We start from the raw sequence: 18,151 nt of genomic DNA, 5'->3' as shown, positions 1-18,151 counted from the left end.
CACCGCTGGCCGCGCCGCTCGCGGTGGCGCCGCAGGCCACCGCGTACGTGATCTACACGTCCGGTTCGACGGGCGTACCGAAGGGTGTCGAGATGACGCACGCAGCGGCGCTCAACACGATCGATGCGATCGATGTGCTGCTCGGCGTGCGTGCGCAAGACCGTTTGCTCGCGGTATCGGCGCTCGATTTCGATCTGTCGGTGTACGACCTGTTCGGCGTGCTCGGCGCCGGCGCCGAGCTCGTGCTGCCGACCCAGGATGACGCGCGCGACGCGGCGCGCTGGATCGAGCTGATCGCGCAGCATCGCGTGACGCTGTGGAATTCGGCGCCCGCGCTGCTGGAAATGGCGCTGGCGGTGCCCGCTGCGGCCGACGCGTGCCGCAGCGTGCGCGCGGCGCTGCTGTCCGGCGACTGGATCGCGCTCGACCTGCCGGCGCGCCTGCGCGAACGGTGCGGCGACGCCTGTGCGTTCCATGCGCTCGGCGGTGCGACCGAAGCCGGCATCTGGTCGAACGTGCAGACGGTGCGCAACGTGCCGCCGCACTGGCGTTCGATTCCGTATGGCCGGCCGTTGCCGGGGCAGGCGTATCGCGTCGTCGATGCCGACGGCCGCGATGTGCCCGATTACGTGCCGGGCGAACTGCTGATCGGCGGCGACAGCCTCGCACGCGGCTACCGGAACGACCCCGAGCTGACCGCGCAGCGCTTCGTGCAGCAGGCGTCGGGCCGCTGGTATCGCACCGGCGACCGTGGCCGCTACTGGCCCGACGGCACGCTCGAATTCCTGGGGCGCGAGGATCGCCAGGTGAAGGTGCGCGGGCACCGGATCGAACTGGGCGAGATCGAGGCGGCGCTGGCTGCGCATCCGCAGATCGACGGTGCATGCGCGAGCGTCGTCGGCAGCGAAGCCGCGCGCATCGCCGCGGCGTTCGTGCCGGCCGATCGCGCCTCGGATGCAACACCCTCATCGCCCACGCTCGCCGAAGCGGACCTTGCCGATACCGTGCACGCGGAAGCAGTTGTCGCGCACGCGGTCGCCGAGCGGCTGCTCGATGGCAATACGGGCTTTCCGCCGTCGCTGCGCGCGTATTGGCATGCAAAGGATAACGTATCGATTTCGATCGACGGCGCGCTCGAGCTGCTCGACTGGCATGCCGCCGATCTCGACGACCTGACCGGATCGCTGCGCGCGCTCGCTTCCGATCCTGAAGGCGCTGCGCGGCGTGTGCCGCTCGATCCACGGATAGCGCCGCTGGCGTTCGCGACGCGTCTGCCGGATGGCGCACGCGCGCTGCGCCAGTTTGGCGATGCGCTGCAGGCGCAGGCCGCTGCGCAGAACGAACCGTTGCGGGTCGCGGTGCTCGACGCGCGCGCCGGGCAATGGTTCGATGCGGGGCTCGGCGTGCTCGACGATCCGCGCTTCGACGTGACGCTATTCGATGCGTCGCCAGGCCTGCTGCACAACGCGCAGGCGTACTTCACACAAACGATGCCGGCGTTGCAGGCGATGCAGGACGGCCTGCTGCCCGCTCGCGATCTCGGCCGGTTCGATTGCGTGATCAGTTTCGCGGCGGCGCACCTGCGCGACGATCCGCGCGAGACGTTCCGGATCGCGGCAGCGTTGCTTGCGGAGAAGGGGCGCCTGCTGCTCGCCGACGTGCTGCGCGATTCGCCGCTGCGCGAACTCGTCGCGGGCGTGACGGGCGATGCGTCGCTGCCGCGGCCGTTTGCGCACGATGCGCTGGCGTCGGCGGCACACGCGTGCGGCTTTGCGCTGGAAGATTCCCGGAGCTGGCGCTCGAACGCCTTCGCGTGCATCGACGCGCGCCGTGTCGGCGAACCGGCCGGGCAAGCGGCGCTGGCTGACTGGTTGCGCGACCGGTTGCCCGACGCGATGCGTCCCGATGCACTGTGGTGCATCGCGCGCTGGCCGCTCAACGCGAACGGCAAGATCGATCGGCGGGCGGTGGGCGATGCGCTCGCACGGGCGCTCGGCGACGCACCAGCCGCGCACGATGCGTTCGTGCCGGCCGACGAACGGCAGGCGACGCTGCTCGGGTGCTGGGAGCATGCGCTCGGTCGCCCGGCGAACGCGCGCGACACGACGTTCTTCGCGCTCGGCGGCGACAGCCTGCTCGCGACGCGCCTGCTCGCGCAACTGCGCGAGCGGCTCGGCGTGCGGATCGGGATGGCGGCGTTCTACCGGCAGCCGACGCTCGCGGGTCTCGCGGCGCAGCTCGATGAGGCCGCACCGGCTGCACCGGCCGCGCCGGCCTTGCAGGCCGAAGGCGCCGCGCCGGTCGCGACGATCGAGGAGGGCGTGCTGTGAGCTTCGATGACGTGCTCGATCTTTGCCGCGAACGCCAGATCGAACTGTGGTGCGACGACGGCGGCCAATTGCGCTATCGCGCGCCGGCCGGTGCGCTCGATGCGGACCTGGCCGCGCGCATCAAGGCCGAACGCGACGCGTTCGTCCGCTTCCTGCAGGACGGCGCGTGGCGCTGCGATCCCGCGCGCCGGCATGAGCGCTTCGCGCTGACGCCGGTGCAGGCCGCGTATGTGCTCGGCCGGCACGAATCGTTCGAGTTCGGCGGCAATGCGTGCCATCTGTACGTCGAATACGGCGAGCCCGCGGATCTCGACTGTGTGCGCTTCGAGGCTGCGTGGAATGCGTGCGTCGCGCGGCATCCGATGCTGCGCGCGATCGTCGAGGACAACGCATGGCAGCGCGTGCTGCCCGACGTGCCGTGGCAGCCGCTCGCAGTGCACGACCTGCGCGACGCCGGCGCGCATGTATTCGACGCGCACGTGAAGCGCGTGCGCGAACGCCTCGACCATGCGGTGCATGCGCTCGACCGCTGGCCGGTGCTGCAACCGGAGGTGAGCCTCGGGCCGGACGGCGCGGTGCTGCACCTGTCGGTCGATTTCACGCTGATCGATTACGCGAGCCTGCAATTGCTGCTCGCCGAATGGCGGCACCGTTACGACGATCCACAATGGCAGCCTGCGCCGCTCGACGCGACGTTTCGCGATTACGTCGTCAACGAAGCCCATGCCGGCACGCGCGCCGATCAGGCGCGCGACAAGGCGTGGTGGCTTGCGCGCATCGACGATCTGCCGGCGCGTCCAGACCTGCCGGTGGTGCCCGCGATGCGCTCCCACGCGCGGCCGCGCTTCACGCATCGGCATGCACGGCTCGATCGTGCGCAATGGGCCGCGCTGAGCGGCCACGCGAGCCGCTTCGGGCTGAGCGCAGCAAGTGTCGCGCTGGCCGCGTTCGCCGAAGTCGTCGGTCGCTGGAGCCAGTCGCCCGCGTTCTGCCTGAACCTGACGGTGTTGAACCGGCCGCCCGTGCATCCGCGCATCGACGCGGTGCTCGGCGATTTCACAGCACTGAGCCTGCTCGCGGTCGACGCGACGCAAGGGCGCGATTTCGTCGAGCGCGCCCACACGATCGGCGCGCGGATGTTCGACGACCTCGATCATCGCGCATTGACCGGCGTCGACGTGATGCGCGAACTCGCGCGGCGGCGCGGCAAGGATGCGGCGCTGATGCCGGTGGTGTTCACGAGCGGTATCGGCAGCGTGGGCCGGCTGCTCGGCGAGCACGCGGCCCGTGCCGAGCCGCCGCGCTACATGATCAGCCAGACGCCGCAGGTCTGGCTCGACTGCCAGGTGACCGATCAGTTCGGCGGGCTGGAAATCGGCTGGGACGTGCGCGACGACCTGTTTCCGGACGGGATGCCCGCGGCGATGTTCGACGCGTACGTCGCGCTGCTGGGCCGGCTCGCCGACGATGCCGAATGGTGGTCGCGCGCAGGCGACATCGTGCTGCCGTCCGAGGCGCACGCCGCCGAGGTCCATCCGGATGCGGATACGCACATCGCGGCCGGCTTCGCCGCACAGGCGTTGCGTACGCCCGATGCGCCGGTGGTGATCGATGCGCAGGGCGCGCGCACGTATCGCGACGTCGCGCAGCACGCGGCGGCGCTGCGGTCTGCGCTCGAGCAGGCCGGTGTCGGCGCGGGCGACACCGTTGCCGTGCTGATGCCGAAGTGCGCACACCAGCTCGCGGCCGTGCTCGCGATCGTCCAGGCGGGCGCCGCGTACGTACCGGTCGACAGCCGCCAGCCGGCGCTACGGCAACAGGCGATCCTGCGCAATGCACGGGTGCGTGCGGTCGTCAGCGTGCAGGCGCTCGACTTCGAACACGATGGTTGCGTGCGCATCGATAGCGACGCGTTGCCGATCGATCCGCAATGGCCGCCGCGCGCTGCGCATGAGATCGACGGCGACTCGCTCGCATACGTGATCTATACGTCGGGTTCCACCGGCGAACCGAAGGGCGTGATGCTGAGCCACGCGGCCGTGTGCAACACGCTTGCCGACATCAGCGCGCGCCATGAAGTCGGTGACGGCGACGTGGTGCTCGGCCTGGCCGAGTTGAGCTTCGACCTGTCCGTCTACGATTTCTTCGGTGCGACCGCGCGTGGCGCGTGCATCGTGTTGCCCGATCCGGCACGCGGCAATGATCCGTCGCACTGGGCCGAGCTGATGGTGCGCCATCGCGTGACGCTGTGGAACTCGGTGCCCGCGCAAGGGCAGATGCTGATCGATTATCTCGAAGGCGAACCGGCGCTCGACGTGCCGGGCCCGCGCCGCGTGCTGTGGTCGGGCGACTGGATTCCGGTGACGCTGCCCACGCGCTGGTGGCGGCGCTGGCCCGACAGCGCGCTGTTCAGTCTCGGCGGCGCGACCGAGGCATCGATCTGGTCGATCGAGCATCCGATCCGTCCGGAAGACACGCAGCTTGCCAGCATTCCATACGGCCGCGCGCTGACCGGGCAGACGATGGAAGTGCTCGACGCGCTCGGCCGGCCGTGCCCGCCCGGCGTGCGCGGCGAGATCCATATCGGCGGCGTCGGGCTTGCGACCGGTTACGCGAACGATCCCGTGCGAACGGCCGAACGCTTCATCCGTCATCGCGACGGGCGCAGGCTTTACCGCACCGGCGACCTTGGACGCGTGCGCGTTGACGGCTCGCTCGAATTCCTTGGGCGGCAGGACGATCAGGTGAAGATCCGCGGCTACCGGATCGAGCTGGCCGAGATCGATGCGGCGCTGACCGCCCATCCGCTCGTCGGCGCGGCCGCGACGATCGTGCTCGGCGAAGGCGCGGAGCGCCGGCTCGCGAGCTTCGTGTCGCTGCACGGCGCGGAGCCGTCGGCGCAGGACGACGCGCTGCACGAGATTGCGACGCACGTGCGTACGGCGTTCGACGCCGCGCGCTGGCCCGCGCATGCGGACGTGACGCGGTCGGTCGCACAGCTCGAAGCGGCCTGCGTTGCGTCGCTGGCCGCATGGATCGTGCCGGTGGGTGCGCTGACCGAAGATGCTCCGACGGATCTGGCAACGCTGTGCGAACGGTTGCGCGTGCCGGCGGCGCGACAGCATCTGCTGCGCCACTGGCTTGCGATGCTCGACAAGCACGGCGTGCTGCACGCGGATGCGGAAGACGGCGGCTGGCGTCTGCGGCCCGATGCCGGCCATGCCGACGCGCACGCATGCTGGGACGCGTTTGCGCAGGATGCGTCGCCCGATCTGTGGCCGGCCGTCCTCGTCGACTACTTCCGCGACAGCGCGGGATGCATCGACGTGCAGGTGGACGGCAGCGTGTCGCCTGCCGGCCTGATGTTCCCGGAAGGCGCATCGCATATCGCCGACGCGATGTACAGCGGCGGCGAACATGCGCACGCACTACACAACGGGATGGCACAGGCCGTGCGTGCGATCGTTGCGCGCGAGCCGCAGCGCCCGTGGCGCATCCTCGAAATCGGTGCGGGAACGGCCGCGGCGACGCGGGCGATCGTCGACGCGCTCGCGCCGCTGGTCGAAGCGGGCGCGCGGATCGACTACCTGTTCAGCGACGTGTCGAGCTATTTCCTCGCGGCGGCGCGCGAGCGTTTTGCCGCGTATCCGTGGATGCGGTTCGTGCGGTTCGACATGAACGCGCCGTTCGATGCGCAGGGCATCGCACCGCATTCGATCGACGTCACGATCAGCTCCGGCGCGCTGAACAATGCACGCGACACGGTTGCACTGGTCGCCGGGTTGAGAGCGCTGTCGGCGGCCGATGCGTGGTGGGTGATCCAGGAACTGACGACCGAGCATCCGGAGATCAGCATCAGCCAGGGGCTGATGATGGAAACGCCGAACGACGCGCGCGCCGAGTCGGCCAGGTTGTTCGTGCCGCGCGCGCAGTGGCTCGAATGGCTGCAGTCGAACGGTGGCGATCGCGCGCTCGGTTGCGTGGTGCCCGGCACGCCGCTCGACGCGCTCGGCTACGACATCCTGGTTGCGCACATGAAGCGCGGTGCGGCACGCATCGCGCCGGACGCGCTGCTGGGGTTCGTCGCTGAGCGCGTGCCGGGCTACATGGTGCCGTCGCAATTGCGCGTGCTCGACCGTCTGCCCGTGACCGCGAACGGCAAGATCGACCGCCGGACGCTGGCCGGCATCGCCGACATCCGCGAACCGGAGCCGGCGGCGGCTCGGCCGGCCCACGTGCAGACCGCAGCCGATCCGCTGCTGGCGCGGCTGATCGGCTTGTGGGAAGCCGTGCTCGATACGCGCAACGTCACGCCGGACCAGGACTTCTTTGCCGCGGGCGGCGATTCGCTGTTGATTGCGCAGCTCGTGTCGCGGCTGCGCGGCGAGGAACCGCTCGCGCACGCGCATCCGTTCGACCGGTTGCTGCGCTGGGTGCTCGCGCAACCGACGCCCGCCGCGTTCGCGCAATGCCTGCGCGATGCCGGCGAGCAGCCGTCGGCCGCAACGTCACCGGCCGCCCCGCGCACGACGCAGATATCGACGGTCATCCACGCGCCTGCGCCCCGCGTGCGTGCCGACGTGAGGCCAATTCCGCTCGCGCCGGGCGACGGCGTGCCGCGCGTGATCGTGCACGAAGGCCTCGGCACCGTGCATGCGTATCGCCCGGTCATGCCGGCACTCGCACGGCTCGGCCCGGTGCTCGGTTTCGCGGTGCGCGACGCGCAGGACTATCTCGATGTGCCGGCGCGCCACCTGAACGCGACGCTTGGCCGGCGCTATGCGGATGCGCTGTGGCGCACCGGCGTGCGCGAAGTCGACGTGCTCGGCTACTGCTCGGGCGGGCTGGTCGCGCTCGAAATGGCGAAGTCGCTGGTACAGCTCGGCGTCGAAGTGCGCACGCTCGACATCGTGTCGAGCTACCGGATTCCGTACCTGATCGAAGACGAACGGCTCGTGCTGTTCAACTTCGCGGCGACGCTCGGGCTGCCGCTCGACGCGCTCGGGTTTCCGGAAACGTATGTGCTGGCCGATGCGCTCGCCGACGCGTTGAAGGCCGACCCCGCGCGTCTCGCGCCCGGCAGCCTGCAGGCCCAGCTGGAGATCTTCGGCGATCGCTGCGAGCCGCTCGACGCGTTGCGCCGCCGCGTGCTGCGCGCGGCCGCCGGACTGTCGATGCAGGACGAGGTCGCGCATCCGCTGCTCGACGAACGCGAACGGCTGTACCGGCTCTTCATGCATTCGGTGCAAGCGAGCCACTGGGCCGGCGACGCGCCCTACGCAGGTGCGCTGCGGCTGTTCGTGCCGGAGCGCTGCAACCCGCTGATTCCGCAGCAGCGCGTGGCGCTTACCGCGTACTGGACGGCGCAGGCGCTCGGCGGCATCACGTCCGTCGATATCCCCGGCGGTCATTTCGACTGTCTGAATGCCGCGTTCGTCGACACCCGCCTGAAGGAGGCGCAATGAAGGTTCATCCGCTGCCGGTCGTCGTGGCCGGCTCCCGCTTCGGCCAGTTCTATGCGGCGGGCCTCGCTGCGTCCGGCACGTATCGTGTCGCGGGCATCCTGGGGCAGGGCAGCGCACGTACTGCCGCACTGGCTGCGCGCGTCGGCGCGCCCGTGTTCGATCGTCCGGAAGCACTGCCGGAGGACGTGCGCGTCGCGTGCGTCGCAGTCGGCGGCGCGGCGCGCGGCGCCGACGGGGCCGCGCTCGCGTGCCGGCTGCTCGAACGCGGGATCGATGTCGTGATCGAGCATCCGCTGCTGCCTGACGAATGGGACCGCGTGCTGCGCACCGCGTCGCGTCATGGCCGCCGCTGTCTGCTCAACAGCTTCTATCCGAACCTGCCGGTCGTCTCGCGCTTCATCGCCGTCGCGCGGCGGCTGCGCGAAACGAGTGCGCCCGTGCATGCGGATGTCGTGTGTTCGGTGCAGGCCAGTTTCGCGGCGCTCGACGTGCTCGCGGCCGCGCTGCAGGGCGTGGGCCCGTGGTCGGTCGAGCCGGTCGGGCCGGCGCTGTCGTCGATGCGCGAATGTGCGATGGTGCTCGCCGAAACACCGGTCTCGCTGCGTGTGCACAACGAGATGGCGGCGGCCGACGACGGCCGGATGAGCATGCTGTTCGGCATCGCGCTGACGACGGACGCCGGCACATGGACGCTCGCGTCGCCGCATGGCCCGCTGTGGTGGGCGCCCGCGCTGCGCGAACCGGCGACGGACGCCGACGGGCTGTTCCCGATCTTCGGCGATGCGACGGGCGACGACATGCCGAGCATCCAGATCTGCGACGATGCGCGCGATACATGGGGCGCGATTCATGCGCGCAGCTGGCCGCAAGCGGCCGTGCGCGCGGTCGATCGGCTCGTGTCGGGGGAAGGGCTGCAGGCGTGCAACCAGCGCAGCGTCGACGTGACGCGCGTCTGGCAGCAACTGACCATGCAGCTCGGTTTTCCGGAGCAGCCGCCGGGCGACGCGCGCGCGGCCACCCTCGGCATGCTGCTGGAGCGTGCCGCATGAAGGGGCCGTTGCTTTCGATGTTGCGGCCGTTCGCGGTGCCGCTCGTGACGGCGGTCCTGCTGCAGGCGCTGGCGGGTGTCGCGTCGCTCGTGCCGTGGCTCGCGCTCGGCCGTGTCGCCGATGCATGGCGCGCGACGGCGCAGCTCGACGCGACGGCGCGCGGCTGGCTCGTCGCGGCCGTGGTGGCCGGCGTGTGCTGGCTGGGCGGCCAGACGGTTGCGCTGCACCTGACGCACCGTGTCGACGCCGATCTCGCCGACCGCTTGCGCAGGCGCCTCGCCGATCATCTGCAACGCTTGCCGCTCGGCTGGTTTGCACGCGCGGGCAGCGATCGCGTCGCGCGCCACGTCGACCAGGACGTGCGCGCGCTGCATCAACTCGTCGCGCACGCGCCGGCCGACGTCACGCAACTCATCGTCGTGCCGTGCGCGGCGCTTGCGTGCCTGCTTTACCTGAATCCCGCGCTGCTCGCGTTTGCGCTCGTGCCACTCGTCGCGGGCGCCGCGCTGTTTCGCCGGATGCGTTCGGCGCGGTTCGCCCCGGCCGTTGCGGCACGCAACGCGGCACTCGAACAGCTGATGGGCGATTACGCGCAGCTCGCGCAGAACCCGGCGCTCGTGCGGCAGTATCCGGGTGCCGGCATCGAGGCGGCTGCGCTCGCGTCGACCGGGCGCTTCGAACAGGCGTTTTCAGCGTGGGTCGGCCGCGTCGGCGGGCCCGGCGCTTGCACGCAGGTGCTGCTCGGCACACCGTTCCTGCTCGCGTGGGTCGTGTTCGGCGCGACATGGCTGACGGCCGGCCGCTTGCCGGTCGGTGAGCTGTGCGCGTTCGCGCTGCTGACCTGGGCGGTCGCCGCGCCGGTGCGTGCGCTCGGCCACGGTGCCGACGCATTGCGCGAAGCGCGTGCGGCCGCGGCACGTCTCGATGCGTTGCTCGCGCAGCCGGGCCTGCCCGAGCCGGCTGATGGCGCAGCACAGGTGCCGCACGAGGCGTCGATCGAGCTGTGCGGCGTGAGCGTCGACATCGACGGCACGCCGATCCTGCGCGATATCGACGCGACGATCGCGGCCGGCACGACCACCGCGATCGTCGGGCCGTCGGGCGCGGGCAAGAGCACGCTGCTGATGCTGTTTGCACGCTTCATGGATCCGGACCGCGGCACGGTGCGGCTCGGTGGCGCCGATCTGCGGCTGCTCACGTCGGATACGCGGCGCGCGCAGGTGGCGATGGTGTTCCAGCAGGCGGCCGCACTCGACGTGTCGATTGCTGCGAACATCGCGCTTTACCGGCCCGATGCCGATCGCGACGCGATTCGCGCAGCCGCTCGCGCGGCCTGTCTCGACGAGCGCATCGACGCGTTGCCGGGCGGCTACGACTGCGTGTGCGGGCGCGACGTGCGGCTGTCCGGCGGCGAACTGCAGCGCCTGGCGATTGCGCGTGCGTTGCTGTCGCCGGCGCCGCTGCTGCTGCTCGACGAACCGGCCTCGGCGCTCGATCCGCAAACCGGGCGTGCATTGCGCAATGCGCTGCGCGGCGATGCGCGCACGCGCGTGATCGTCAGTCACGATCTCGACGCGATTCGGCATGCGAACCAGATTCTCGTGATGGATCGCGGCCGCATCGTCGAGCGCGGCACGCATGCGGCGCTGCTGGCCGCGCGCGGGCTGTATGCGCGGCTATGGAGCGAACGCGCTGCCGCAGGCGGGGAGGCCGCATGATGATGAAATCGCTCAAACGTTTGCAGTGCCTGCCATCCGAAACCCGCCGCGCGCTGTGGCGCGGGGTCGGCTGGGCGGTGGCTGCTGCGTGGCTCGACGGCGCCTGCGGATTGCTGCTCGTGCCGTTGATCCGCGCATGGTTCGCCGGCGTGCATGCGGCCGCGCTGCACTGGGCGATCGCGCTCGGCGCGCTGACGCTGTGCCACGCGTTCGTGCTGTACGTCGCGCAGCGCGGCGGCTATCGCGCGGGCGGCGCGCTCGCGGCTGGTCTCGTCGAACGCCTCGTGCGGCACCTGCCGCGCATCGCGTCGTGGCAGGCCGTGCGCGACAGTCATCCGGCCGGGCTGCTGCGCGGGCCGGTCATGCAGGCGATGGGGATTCCGGCGCACCTGCTCGGGCCGCTGATCGGCGCGGTCGTGACACCGCTCGCGGTCGTCGCAGGGCTCGCGTGGATCGACTGGCGCATCGCACTGTGCCTCGCGGCCGCGGCCGTGCTGCTGTTCGCGCTGCTCGAACGCGGCGGCACACGTACGCTCGCGTTCGAGCAGGATCGCGCGGCCGGCGATCGCGACATGGCCGTGCAGCTTCAGACCTTCGCCGCGCATCAGGGGCTGTTGCGCTTCGCGGGCCAGGAAGGCGATGCGCGCGCGGCGCTGCAGCACGCGTTCGACGGACAGCATCGCCGCACGCGCGCGCTGATGCGGCGTTCGCTGCCGATCGAGCTCGGCTTCGCGGGCGCGGTGCAGGGCGTGTTCGTCACGATGCTGGTCGGCGGTGCATGGGCCGTCTCGGCCGGCCGGCTCGATGCCGCGACGGCCGTCGCGGTGCTCGTGCTGCTCGTGCGCTTCATCGAGCCGCTCGCGCAGCTCACGCAGCTCGACCAGGCGCTGCGCGGCGGCTGGCGCGCGCTCGACACCGTGCTCGCGGTGCTGCATGCGCCGCGTTTCGACAGCCCCGAGCGCGGCACGCCGGTACACGATGCGAGTGTCGACGCGGTGCGCGTCGGCTACCGCTCGGCCACCGGCGCGACGCTGCTGGATAACGTCGACCTGCATTGCCCGGCGGGCGGCTTCGTCGCGATCGTCGGCCCCACGGGCGCCGGCAAGAGCACGCTGCTGGGCCTGCTCGCACGGCTCGACGATCCGGGCGCCGGGCGCGTGCTGCTCGGCCGCTCCGATGTGCGGCACCTGAGCGAGGCGATGCTCGCCGCGACGCGCAACCTCGTGTTCCAGGACAACGGGCTGTTTCGCGGCAGCCTCGCGTGGAACGTGCGGATGGGCCGCCCGGATGCGACCGATGCCGAACTGCGCGACGCGCTGGACGCGGTCGGCCTGCTGCGCGACGCCGAGCGATTGCCGGACGGGCTCGAATCCGACGTGGGGCCGGGCGGCCAGTTGCTGTCGGGCGGGCAGCGCCAGCGTGCGTGCCTGGCGCGCGCGCTGCTCGCGCGTGCGCCGGTGCTGATGTTCGACGAGCCGACCGCGAGCCTCGACGAGCTGAGCGCGCGGCGCGTGCGCGACAGCCTCGTCGCGCTGCGCGGGCAGCGCACGCGCATCGTCGTCACGCACCAGCCGGCGCTCGCGGCGGCGGCCGACACGATCGTCGTGCTCGACGCGGGCCGGGTGCGGGCGACCGGTACGCACGCGCAGCTTGTCGAGACCGATGCGTGGTACGCGACGTTCGCCCGCGCCGGGCGGCCGCTCGACGCGCCATCGTCGGCCGATCCGGACGTGGAAACCCGGCCGGCGGAATCCGAACACGAACACTGACGTGAACAATGCGATCCGGCATGCCCGGAATCGATAGGAAAAGCCCCTCGATCGAAAAATCGCCCGCCGGTTCTATTTGATAATGAGAATGATTATCAAATACGGGGGCGTGAATGCGGTACGAGGTGCTGGAACCTGGGAGATCGATGATGAGGGGCGCGCGCATCGCCCGTTTCGGGCGAGGGCGCTGGCGTCCGTCGCTGTATCTCGGCCTGCTGATCGCCGCGCATCCGGCGGCGGCGTTTGCCGAGGCGGTGCCGGTGCCGGCGCCGGCGGCCGGCGCGGAAGTCCGGAAGGAGGCGGCGACCGCCGCGAAGCCCGCCGCGGGCGAGCTGAAGCCGATTTCGGTGACTGCGTCGCGCGGCATGGCCGACGACCCGTCGGTGGCGACGGTCGGCAAGATGCCGCTCGCGTTGCGGGAGATTCCGCAGTCGGTCAGCGTGACGACGCGCGAGCGGATCGACCAACAGAACCTGTTCTCGCTCGACGAAGTGATGCAGCAGTCGGCGGGCGTGACCGTGCAGCCCTACGTGTTGCTCACCACCGCGTATTTCGTGCGCGGCTTCAAGGTCGACGCGTTCGAATTCGACGGCGTGCCGGTGGTGATCGGCGACATGGCGAGCGCGCCGCAAGACATCTCCGTGTACGAGCGCGTGGAGATCCTGCGCGGCGCGAACGGCCTGCTGCACGGCTCGGGCAATCCGGCCGCGACGGTCAACCTCGTGCGCAAGCGGCCGCAGTACCAGTTCTCCGCGAACGCGAGCGTGAGCGTCGGCAGCTGGGACCGCTATCGCGCGGAAGCCGACATCGGCGGCCCGCTCAACGCAGCCGGCACCGTGCGCAGCCGGCTCGTCGCCGCGTACGAGGATCGCCATTTCTTCTACGACCACGCGAAGCAGGACACGCGCTCGATCTACGGGATCACGGAGGTCGACGTGACGCGCGACACGCTGCTCACGTTCGGCGCACAGTACCAGACGACGCGATCGGTGCCCGACATGTCCGGCGTGCCGATGGCGCGCGACGGGTCGAGCCTCGGCCTGTCGCGCTCGACGTTCCTCGACACCGCGTGGGGCCACTTCGACTGGGACACGACGCGCGCGTTCGCTTCGGTCGAGCAGAAGCTCGGCGCCGGCTGGAAGGCGAAGGTGAGCGGCGAATACCAGAGCGTGCGCTCGGACCTGAAGTACGCGGGCTCGTTCGGCGCGATCGACCCGGCGACCGGCGCGGGCGGCGCGCTGACGGGCGGCGCGTACCAGTTCAGCAGCTACAGCCGCAGTATCGATGCGAACGTGCAGGGCCCGGTGCATGCGTTCGGGCTCACGCACGACCTGCTGTTCGGCGTGACCTACGCGAACAGCAGCAGCGGGCAGATGTCGGCGCAGCTGCAGGGCAAGGTGTCCGGCACGCCGGTGAACGTATACCGCTGGAATCCGAGCAGCGTGCCCGAGCCGGGCGTCGGCCCGTTCCAGCAGTCGCAGCAGAACGACATTTCGCAGAAGGGCGTGTACGGGCTCGGCCGCATCAAGCTCGCGGAACCCGTCACGCTCGTGCTCGGCGGCCGGCTGAGCTGGTGGAACCAGGACAGCCTCGGCGCGCACTACAACACCGGCCACCAGTTCACGCCGTACGGCGGGCTGATCTGGGATTTTGCACGCGACTGGTCGTGGTACGCGAGCTATGCGGAAGTGTTCCAGCCGCAAACCAAGTCGATGTGGGGCGGTGGCATCCTGACGCCGGTGAAGGGGCGAACCTACGAGACGGGTGTGAAGGGTGAACTGGCGGGCGGCAAGCTGAACGTGTCGCTCGCGGCGTTCCGCATCGATCTCGACAACAACCCGCAGGTCGATCTCGCCCATCCGTGCGCGGGGCCGAACTGCTACTACGTGAACGGCGGCAGCGTGCGCAGCCAGGGCTTCGAATTCGAGGCGAACGGCCGCATCACGCCGTGGTGGAGCGTGTGGGCGAGCTACACGTACGACACGATGCGCTATGCGGACAACCTCGCGAACGCGGGCTCGTTCGCGCCGCTGCTGAACCCGCGCCACCTGTTCCGGCTGTGGACCAACTACGACCTGCCGTGGCAGGAGCGGCGCTGGAGCGTCGGCGGCGGCGTGCAGGTGCAGAGCAATTACTCGGCGCAGGCGAACGGCGTCACGATGAGCCAGGGCGGCTACGCGCTCGCGAGCGTGCGGCTCGGCTACCGCTACGACAAGCACTGGAGCGCGGCGCTCAACGTCAACAACCTGTTCGACCGCAAGTATTACCTGAGCCTGAGCCAGCCCGGCTGGAACAACCGTTACGGGGAACCGCGCAACGTGATGCTGACCGTGCGCGGGCAGTTCTGATGGCGAGCGGCTGGGGGACGCGGGCGGCGCTTGCGATCGGCGGCGTGCTGCCGGGTGCGGTTGCGCTGGCGGTCACGCTGGCCCGTCATTACCCGGCCGACGGCCTGAACCGGCTCTACGCGGCCGTGCTGCTGTCGCTTGCCGCGGGCGTCGCCGCGCTGCTGTGGGTGCTCGTCGCGCCCGGGCGGCGGCAGGCCGCGTGGCGTGCGGGTGCGTGGCTCGCGGTGCTCGTGCCGTGCGCGATGTTCTGGGGAGGGCGCTGACATGGACGCTTCGTCGCGTTCGCGCTGGCGCGCGCTGCATCGCGGCGGCGGTGCGCTGTTCGGCGTGGTGCTGTTCGTCGTGCTGTTCAGCGGCACCTGGAGTCTCGCGGCCGATTCGATGCAGGGCTGGTGGCGGCCGCCGCCGGTCGCCGTCGCGCGGCCATCGCTGCCGCTCGATGAACTCGTCGCGCGCGCGGCGACGCTCGGCGTGCCGTTGCGCGATGCGCGCATCGTGCTGCCGCAACCGGACGATCCGGCGATCCGTTTCTGCGATGCGCGCCAGGCGTGCACGCTGGCGCTCGACCCGGCGACGGGCGGGCGGCTGGCCGACGGCGGACGCGCGGCGTTGCTCGTCACGCTGCACAAGACGCTGTTCGCGGGCTTTCCCGGGCGGATCTTCGTGAGCCTGTGGGGGATCGTGCTGCTCGTGCTCATCGTTGCGGGGCTTGTCGTGCATCACCGGCGCTGGCCCGACGCGGCGCGTATCCGGCGCGGAAAAGGGTTGCGTGCCGCGCTGTTCGACCTGCATGCATGGATCGGCCTGTGGGGCTCGCCGTGGCTCGTGCTGTTCGCGTTCACCGGCGCGTTGTCGGGGCTCGGCGCGCTCGGCACGGTGTCGCTCGCGGGCGTCGCGTATCCGGGGCAGCCGCAGCGCGCGTTCGCCGAACTGCTCGGCGGGCCGCCGCCAGCGGCTGCCGGCGGCGCGTGGCAACGCGCGCCCGATCTCGATGCGCTGCTGCGGCGTGACGCCGCACGCATGCCGAAATTCCGGCCCGAAGCCGTCGTGCTGCATCGCTGGGGCGATGCGAACGCGCGCGTCGAGATTGCCGGCACGACTGCCGGCCTGCCGAGTACGGCGGTGTTCGAGCGCCACCTGTATCGCGCGGCGGACGGGCAATGGCTCGCGGATGCCACGTCGCGTGGCCGAGGCTTCTGGCTGCGCGCGTTCATCGCGGTGCAGCCGCTGCATTTCGCGCAGTACGGCTGGGTGGGTGCGATGGGCGGCGTGCTGCGTGTCGTGCATTTCCTGATGGGACTCGCCGCGTGCGCGCTGTGCGCGACGGGGCTGCATCTGTGGATCGAGCGGCGGCGGGCCCAGCACGATCGCTCCGCGAACGTGCTGGCCGCAGTCGCTGTCGGCGGATGTGGCGGGCTCGTGCTCGCGGGCGGCGTGCTGCTGCTCGCAGGGCGTGCGTTACCCGATGGCGTGCACGTCGACCATGTGCTCGCGATGTCGTTCTGGGCCGTGTGGGGCGGCGCGGTCGCGCTCGCGGCCGGTGTTGCCGATCGCGCGGCATGGCTGCGCGGGCTGATGCGTGCGGCCGGCACCGCGTACGGGCTGGCCGGCCTGACGCACTGCGCGATCGCGCTGCTCGGCGCGGGCGAACCCGTGTACTGGCCGATCGACGCGGCCCTCGTCGCATTCGGCGCGTTGCTGCTGCGTGCCGCGCGCCGTCCGCGCCGCGATGCGATGCGGCCCGCGCGCGTGCCGGCCGGTGCCGAACCTTTTTAATTTCATGCAACTGGAGACTTCGATGCGCGACCTGCTCGAACATCGCCGCCTGGTCATCACGATCACGCTGCTTTACCTGTCACAGGGAATCCCGATCGGCATTGCGATGGACGCGATGCCGACACTGCTGCGCCATGACGGCGCGCCGCTTCACGCGCTGGCGTTCCTGCCGCTCGTCGGTTTGCCGTGGGTCGTGAAATTCCTGTGGGCGCCCGTCGTCGACAACCGCTGGTCGCCGCGCATCGGCCGGCGGCGCAGCTGGATGCTGCCGATGCAGACCCTCGTCGTGCTGTGCCTCGGCAGCCTCGCGCAGATCGGCATGACGGTCGCGACGGCCGGGTGGGCGGTCGGCCTGCTCGCTGTCGCGTCGCTGGCGAGCGCGACGCAGGACATCGCGAACGACGGGATGGCCGCCGAGCACTTCAGCGGCGACACGCTCGCGAAGATCAACGCGATCCAGATCGCGGGCGTGATGATCGGCTTCTTCGGCGGCGGCGCCGGCACGTTGACGCTGATCGGGCTGTTCGGTCAGCACACCGCGTTTCTCGCGCTGGCTGCCGTGCCGCTCGCGAGCCTCGCGTGCGTGCTGTGGGTGCTGCCGCGCGACGCGGATCGCGCGCGTGTGCAAGCCGAGCACCACGCGAGCCTCGTGCGCTTCGCGAAGCGGCCGCGCTCGTGGTCGCTGCTGTCGCTCGCGCTGCTGTCGGCGATGACGGCCGTATCGGGCTTCGGCCTGTCGAAACTGTTTCTCAACGACGCGGGCTGGACGCTCGACGCGATCGGGAAGCTCGGGATGGCCGGCGGCATCGTGACGGTCGTGCTCGGTTGCGGCGGCGGCGCGTGGCTCGTCAGGCGGCTCGGGTTGTGGCGTGCGTTTACGGCCGGCGTGAGCTGCGCGGGTGCGGCAGCGCTGCTGTGGTTCGCGCAGGCGAACGGGTGGCTACCCGTGTCGCCGTCGTGGGCATGGCTGTGCACGGGACTCGGTTCGCTGGCGACCGGGATCACGTCGGTGTCGATCATGACGGCCGGCATGCGCTTCGCGGGCGGCAGCGACCAGGCCGGCACCGACGTGACGGCCGTGCAGAGCACGCGCGATCTCGGCGAGCTGATCGCGTCGTCGACGATCCTGTCGCTCACCGCGAAGGTCGGTTATACGGGCGGGTTTCTGGCCGGTGTGGCGTTGGCGGTGTTGGCCGCGTTGATCGCGATGCGGTTGCGGCGGCAGGAGGCGGCGTATGCGGTGAAGGGGGAGGATGTGCTGGCGTCGTGATCGACGGAGCGTGCGTACGATTCCGGCTGCTCTGTCCTGTCCGGGCGGCAGTCGGGCGCGCGCGAATTCGCAGCACGGTGGTGCCGGGTTGCAGCCTGAACGACGGAATCGGAAACGGAGGTGCGCGATTGCGCGGGATGATCGTCGATCGTTGCCGGAATGCGTTTGTCGCATGTCGCGCAACGATGAGAGAAGAAATCCTGGTGCCGACGGCGAGACTCGAACTCGCACAGCTTTCGCCACTACCCCCTCAAGATAGCGTGTCTACCAATTTCACCACGTCGGCACTGCAAGGGGCGCAATTCTAGCGCGACGTTACGCGTTTGTGAAGGGGGTGTGACACGATCGACGTCTGCGTGCAGACGATCCCGGTAGAATTCGGGCGATCGACCCGACGATCGTCGCAACCGCAACCCGCTTTCTCCG

9 protein-coding genes and 1 tRNA gene are annotated in these 18,151 nt (G+C 70.6%); 9 read left to right on the top strand and 1 reads right to left on the bottom strand.

Annotated features, from left to right (window positions below; all coding sequences use genetic code 11):
• From G3N64_RS24785 to G3N64_RS24745, 9 genes are all read left to right on the top strand, one after another.
• On the top strand, positions 1-2,330 hold a 2,330-nt coding region (locus tag G3N64_RS24785; RefSeq protein WP_205786269.1), incomplete at its 5' end, for an AMP-binding protein.
• Positions 2,327-7,795, top strand: a complete 5,469-nt coding sequence (locus G3N64_RS24780; protein ID WP_205786268.1) for a non-ribosomal peptide synthetase — start codon at positions 2,327-2,329, stop codon at positions 7,793-7,795. The genes G3N64_RS24785 and G3N64_RS24780, both read left to right, overlap by 4 nt.
• Entirely contained in the window at positions 7,792-8,844 is a 1,053-nt protein-coding gene (locus tag G3N64_RS24775) for a Gfo/Idh/MocA family oxidoreductase (RefSeq protein WP_205786267.1), read from the top strand. The genes G3N64_RS24780 and G3N64_RS24775 overlap by 4 nt, the downstream gene beginning before the upstream one ends.
• The gene (locus tag G3N64_RS24770; protein ID WP_205786266.1) at positions 8,841-10,562 is read left to right on the top strand and encodes an ABC transporter ATP-binding protein; all 1,722 of its coding nucleotides are present in this window, start codon (positions 8,841-8,843) and stop codon (positions 10,560-10,562) included. The genes G3N64_RS24775 and G3N64_RS24770 overlap by 4 nt, the downstream gene beginning before the upstream one ends.
• A complete protein-coding gene (locus G3N64_RS24765) occupies positions 10,562-12,331 on the top strand; it encodes an ABC transporter ATP-binding protein (protein WP_205786271.1) in 1,770 nt (589 codons plus the stop codon). The genes G3N64_RS24770 and G3N64_RS24765 overlap by 1 nt, the downstream gene beginning before the upstream one ends.
• Before the next feature lie 113 nt (positions 12,332-12,444).
• On the top strand, positions 12,445-14,679 hold the full coding sequence (locus G3N64_RS24760; protein ID WP_205786265.1) for a TonB-dependent siderophore receptor: 2,235 nt from the start codon (positions 12,445-12,447) through the stop codon (positions 14,677-14,679).
• A complete protein-coding gene (locus G3N64_RS24755; protein WP_205786264.1) occupies positions 14,679-14,942 on the top strand; it encodes a hypothetical protein in 264 nt (87 codons plus the stop codon). Before G3N64_RS24760 ends, G3N64_RS24755 begins: the two co-directional genes overlap by 1 nt.
• Before the next feature lies 1 nt (position 14,943).
• Positions 14,944-16,455, top strand: coding sequence for a PepSY-associated TM helix domain-containing protein (locus G3N64_RS24750; protein WP_205786263.1), 1,512 nt, complete (start codon positions 14,944-14,946; stop codon positions 16,453-16,455).
• A 22-nt stretch (positions 16,456-16,477) separates the two neighbouring features.
• Positions 16,478-17,725 (top strand): RhtX/FptX family siderophore transporter, encoded by a 1,248-nt coding sequence (locus G3N64_RS24745; RefSeq protein ID WP_205786262.1) that lies wholly within the window; start codon positions 16,478-16,480, stop codon positions 17,723-17,725.
• A gap of 201 nt (positions 17,726-17,926) precedes the next feature.
• Here the strand turns inward: G3N64_RS24745 and G3N64_RS24740 are convergent.
• A tRNA-Leu gene (locus G3N64_RS24740) sits at positions 17,927-18,011 on the bottom strand.
• Positions 18,012-18,151 lie beyond the last annotated feature (140 nt).

The sequence above is a fragment of the Burkholderia sp. Ac-20344 genome (assembly GCF_017104975.1).
Classification (GTDB): domain Bacteria; phylum Pseudomonadota; class Gammaproteobacteria; order Burkholderiales; family Burkholderiaceae; genus Burkholderia.
Note: the sequence above shows the minus strand (reverse complement) of the source record. Positions and strands in the feature narration are given on the sequence as shown.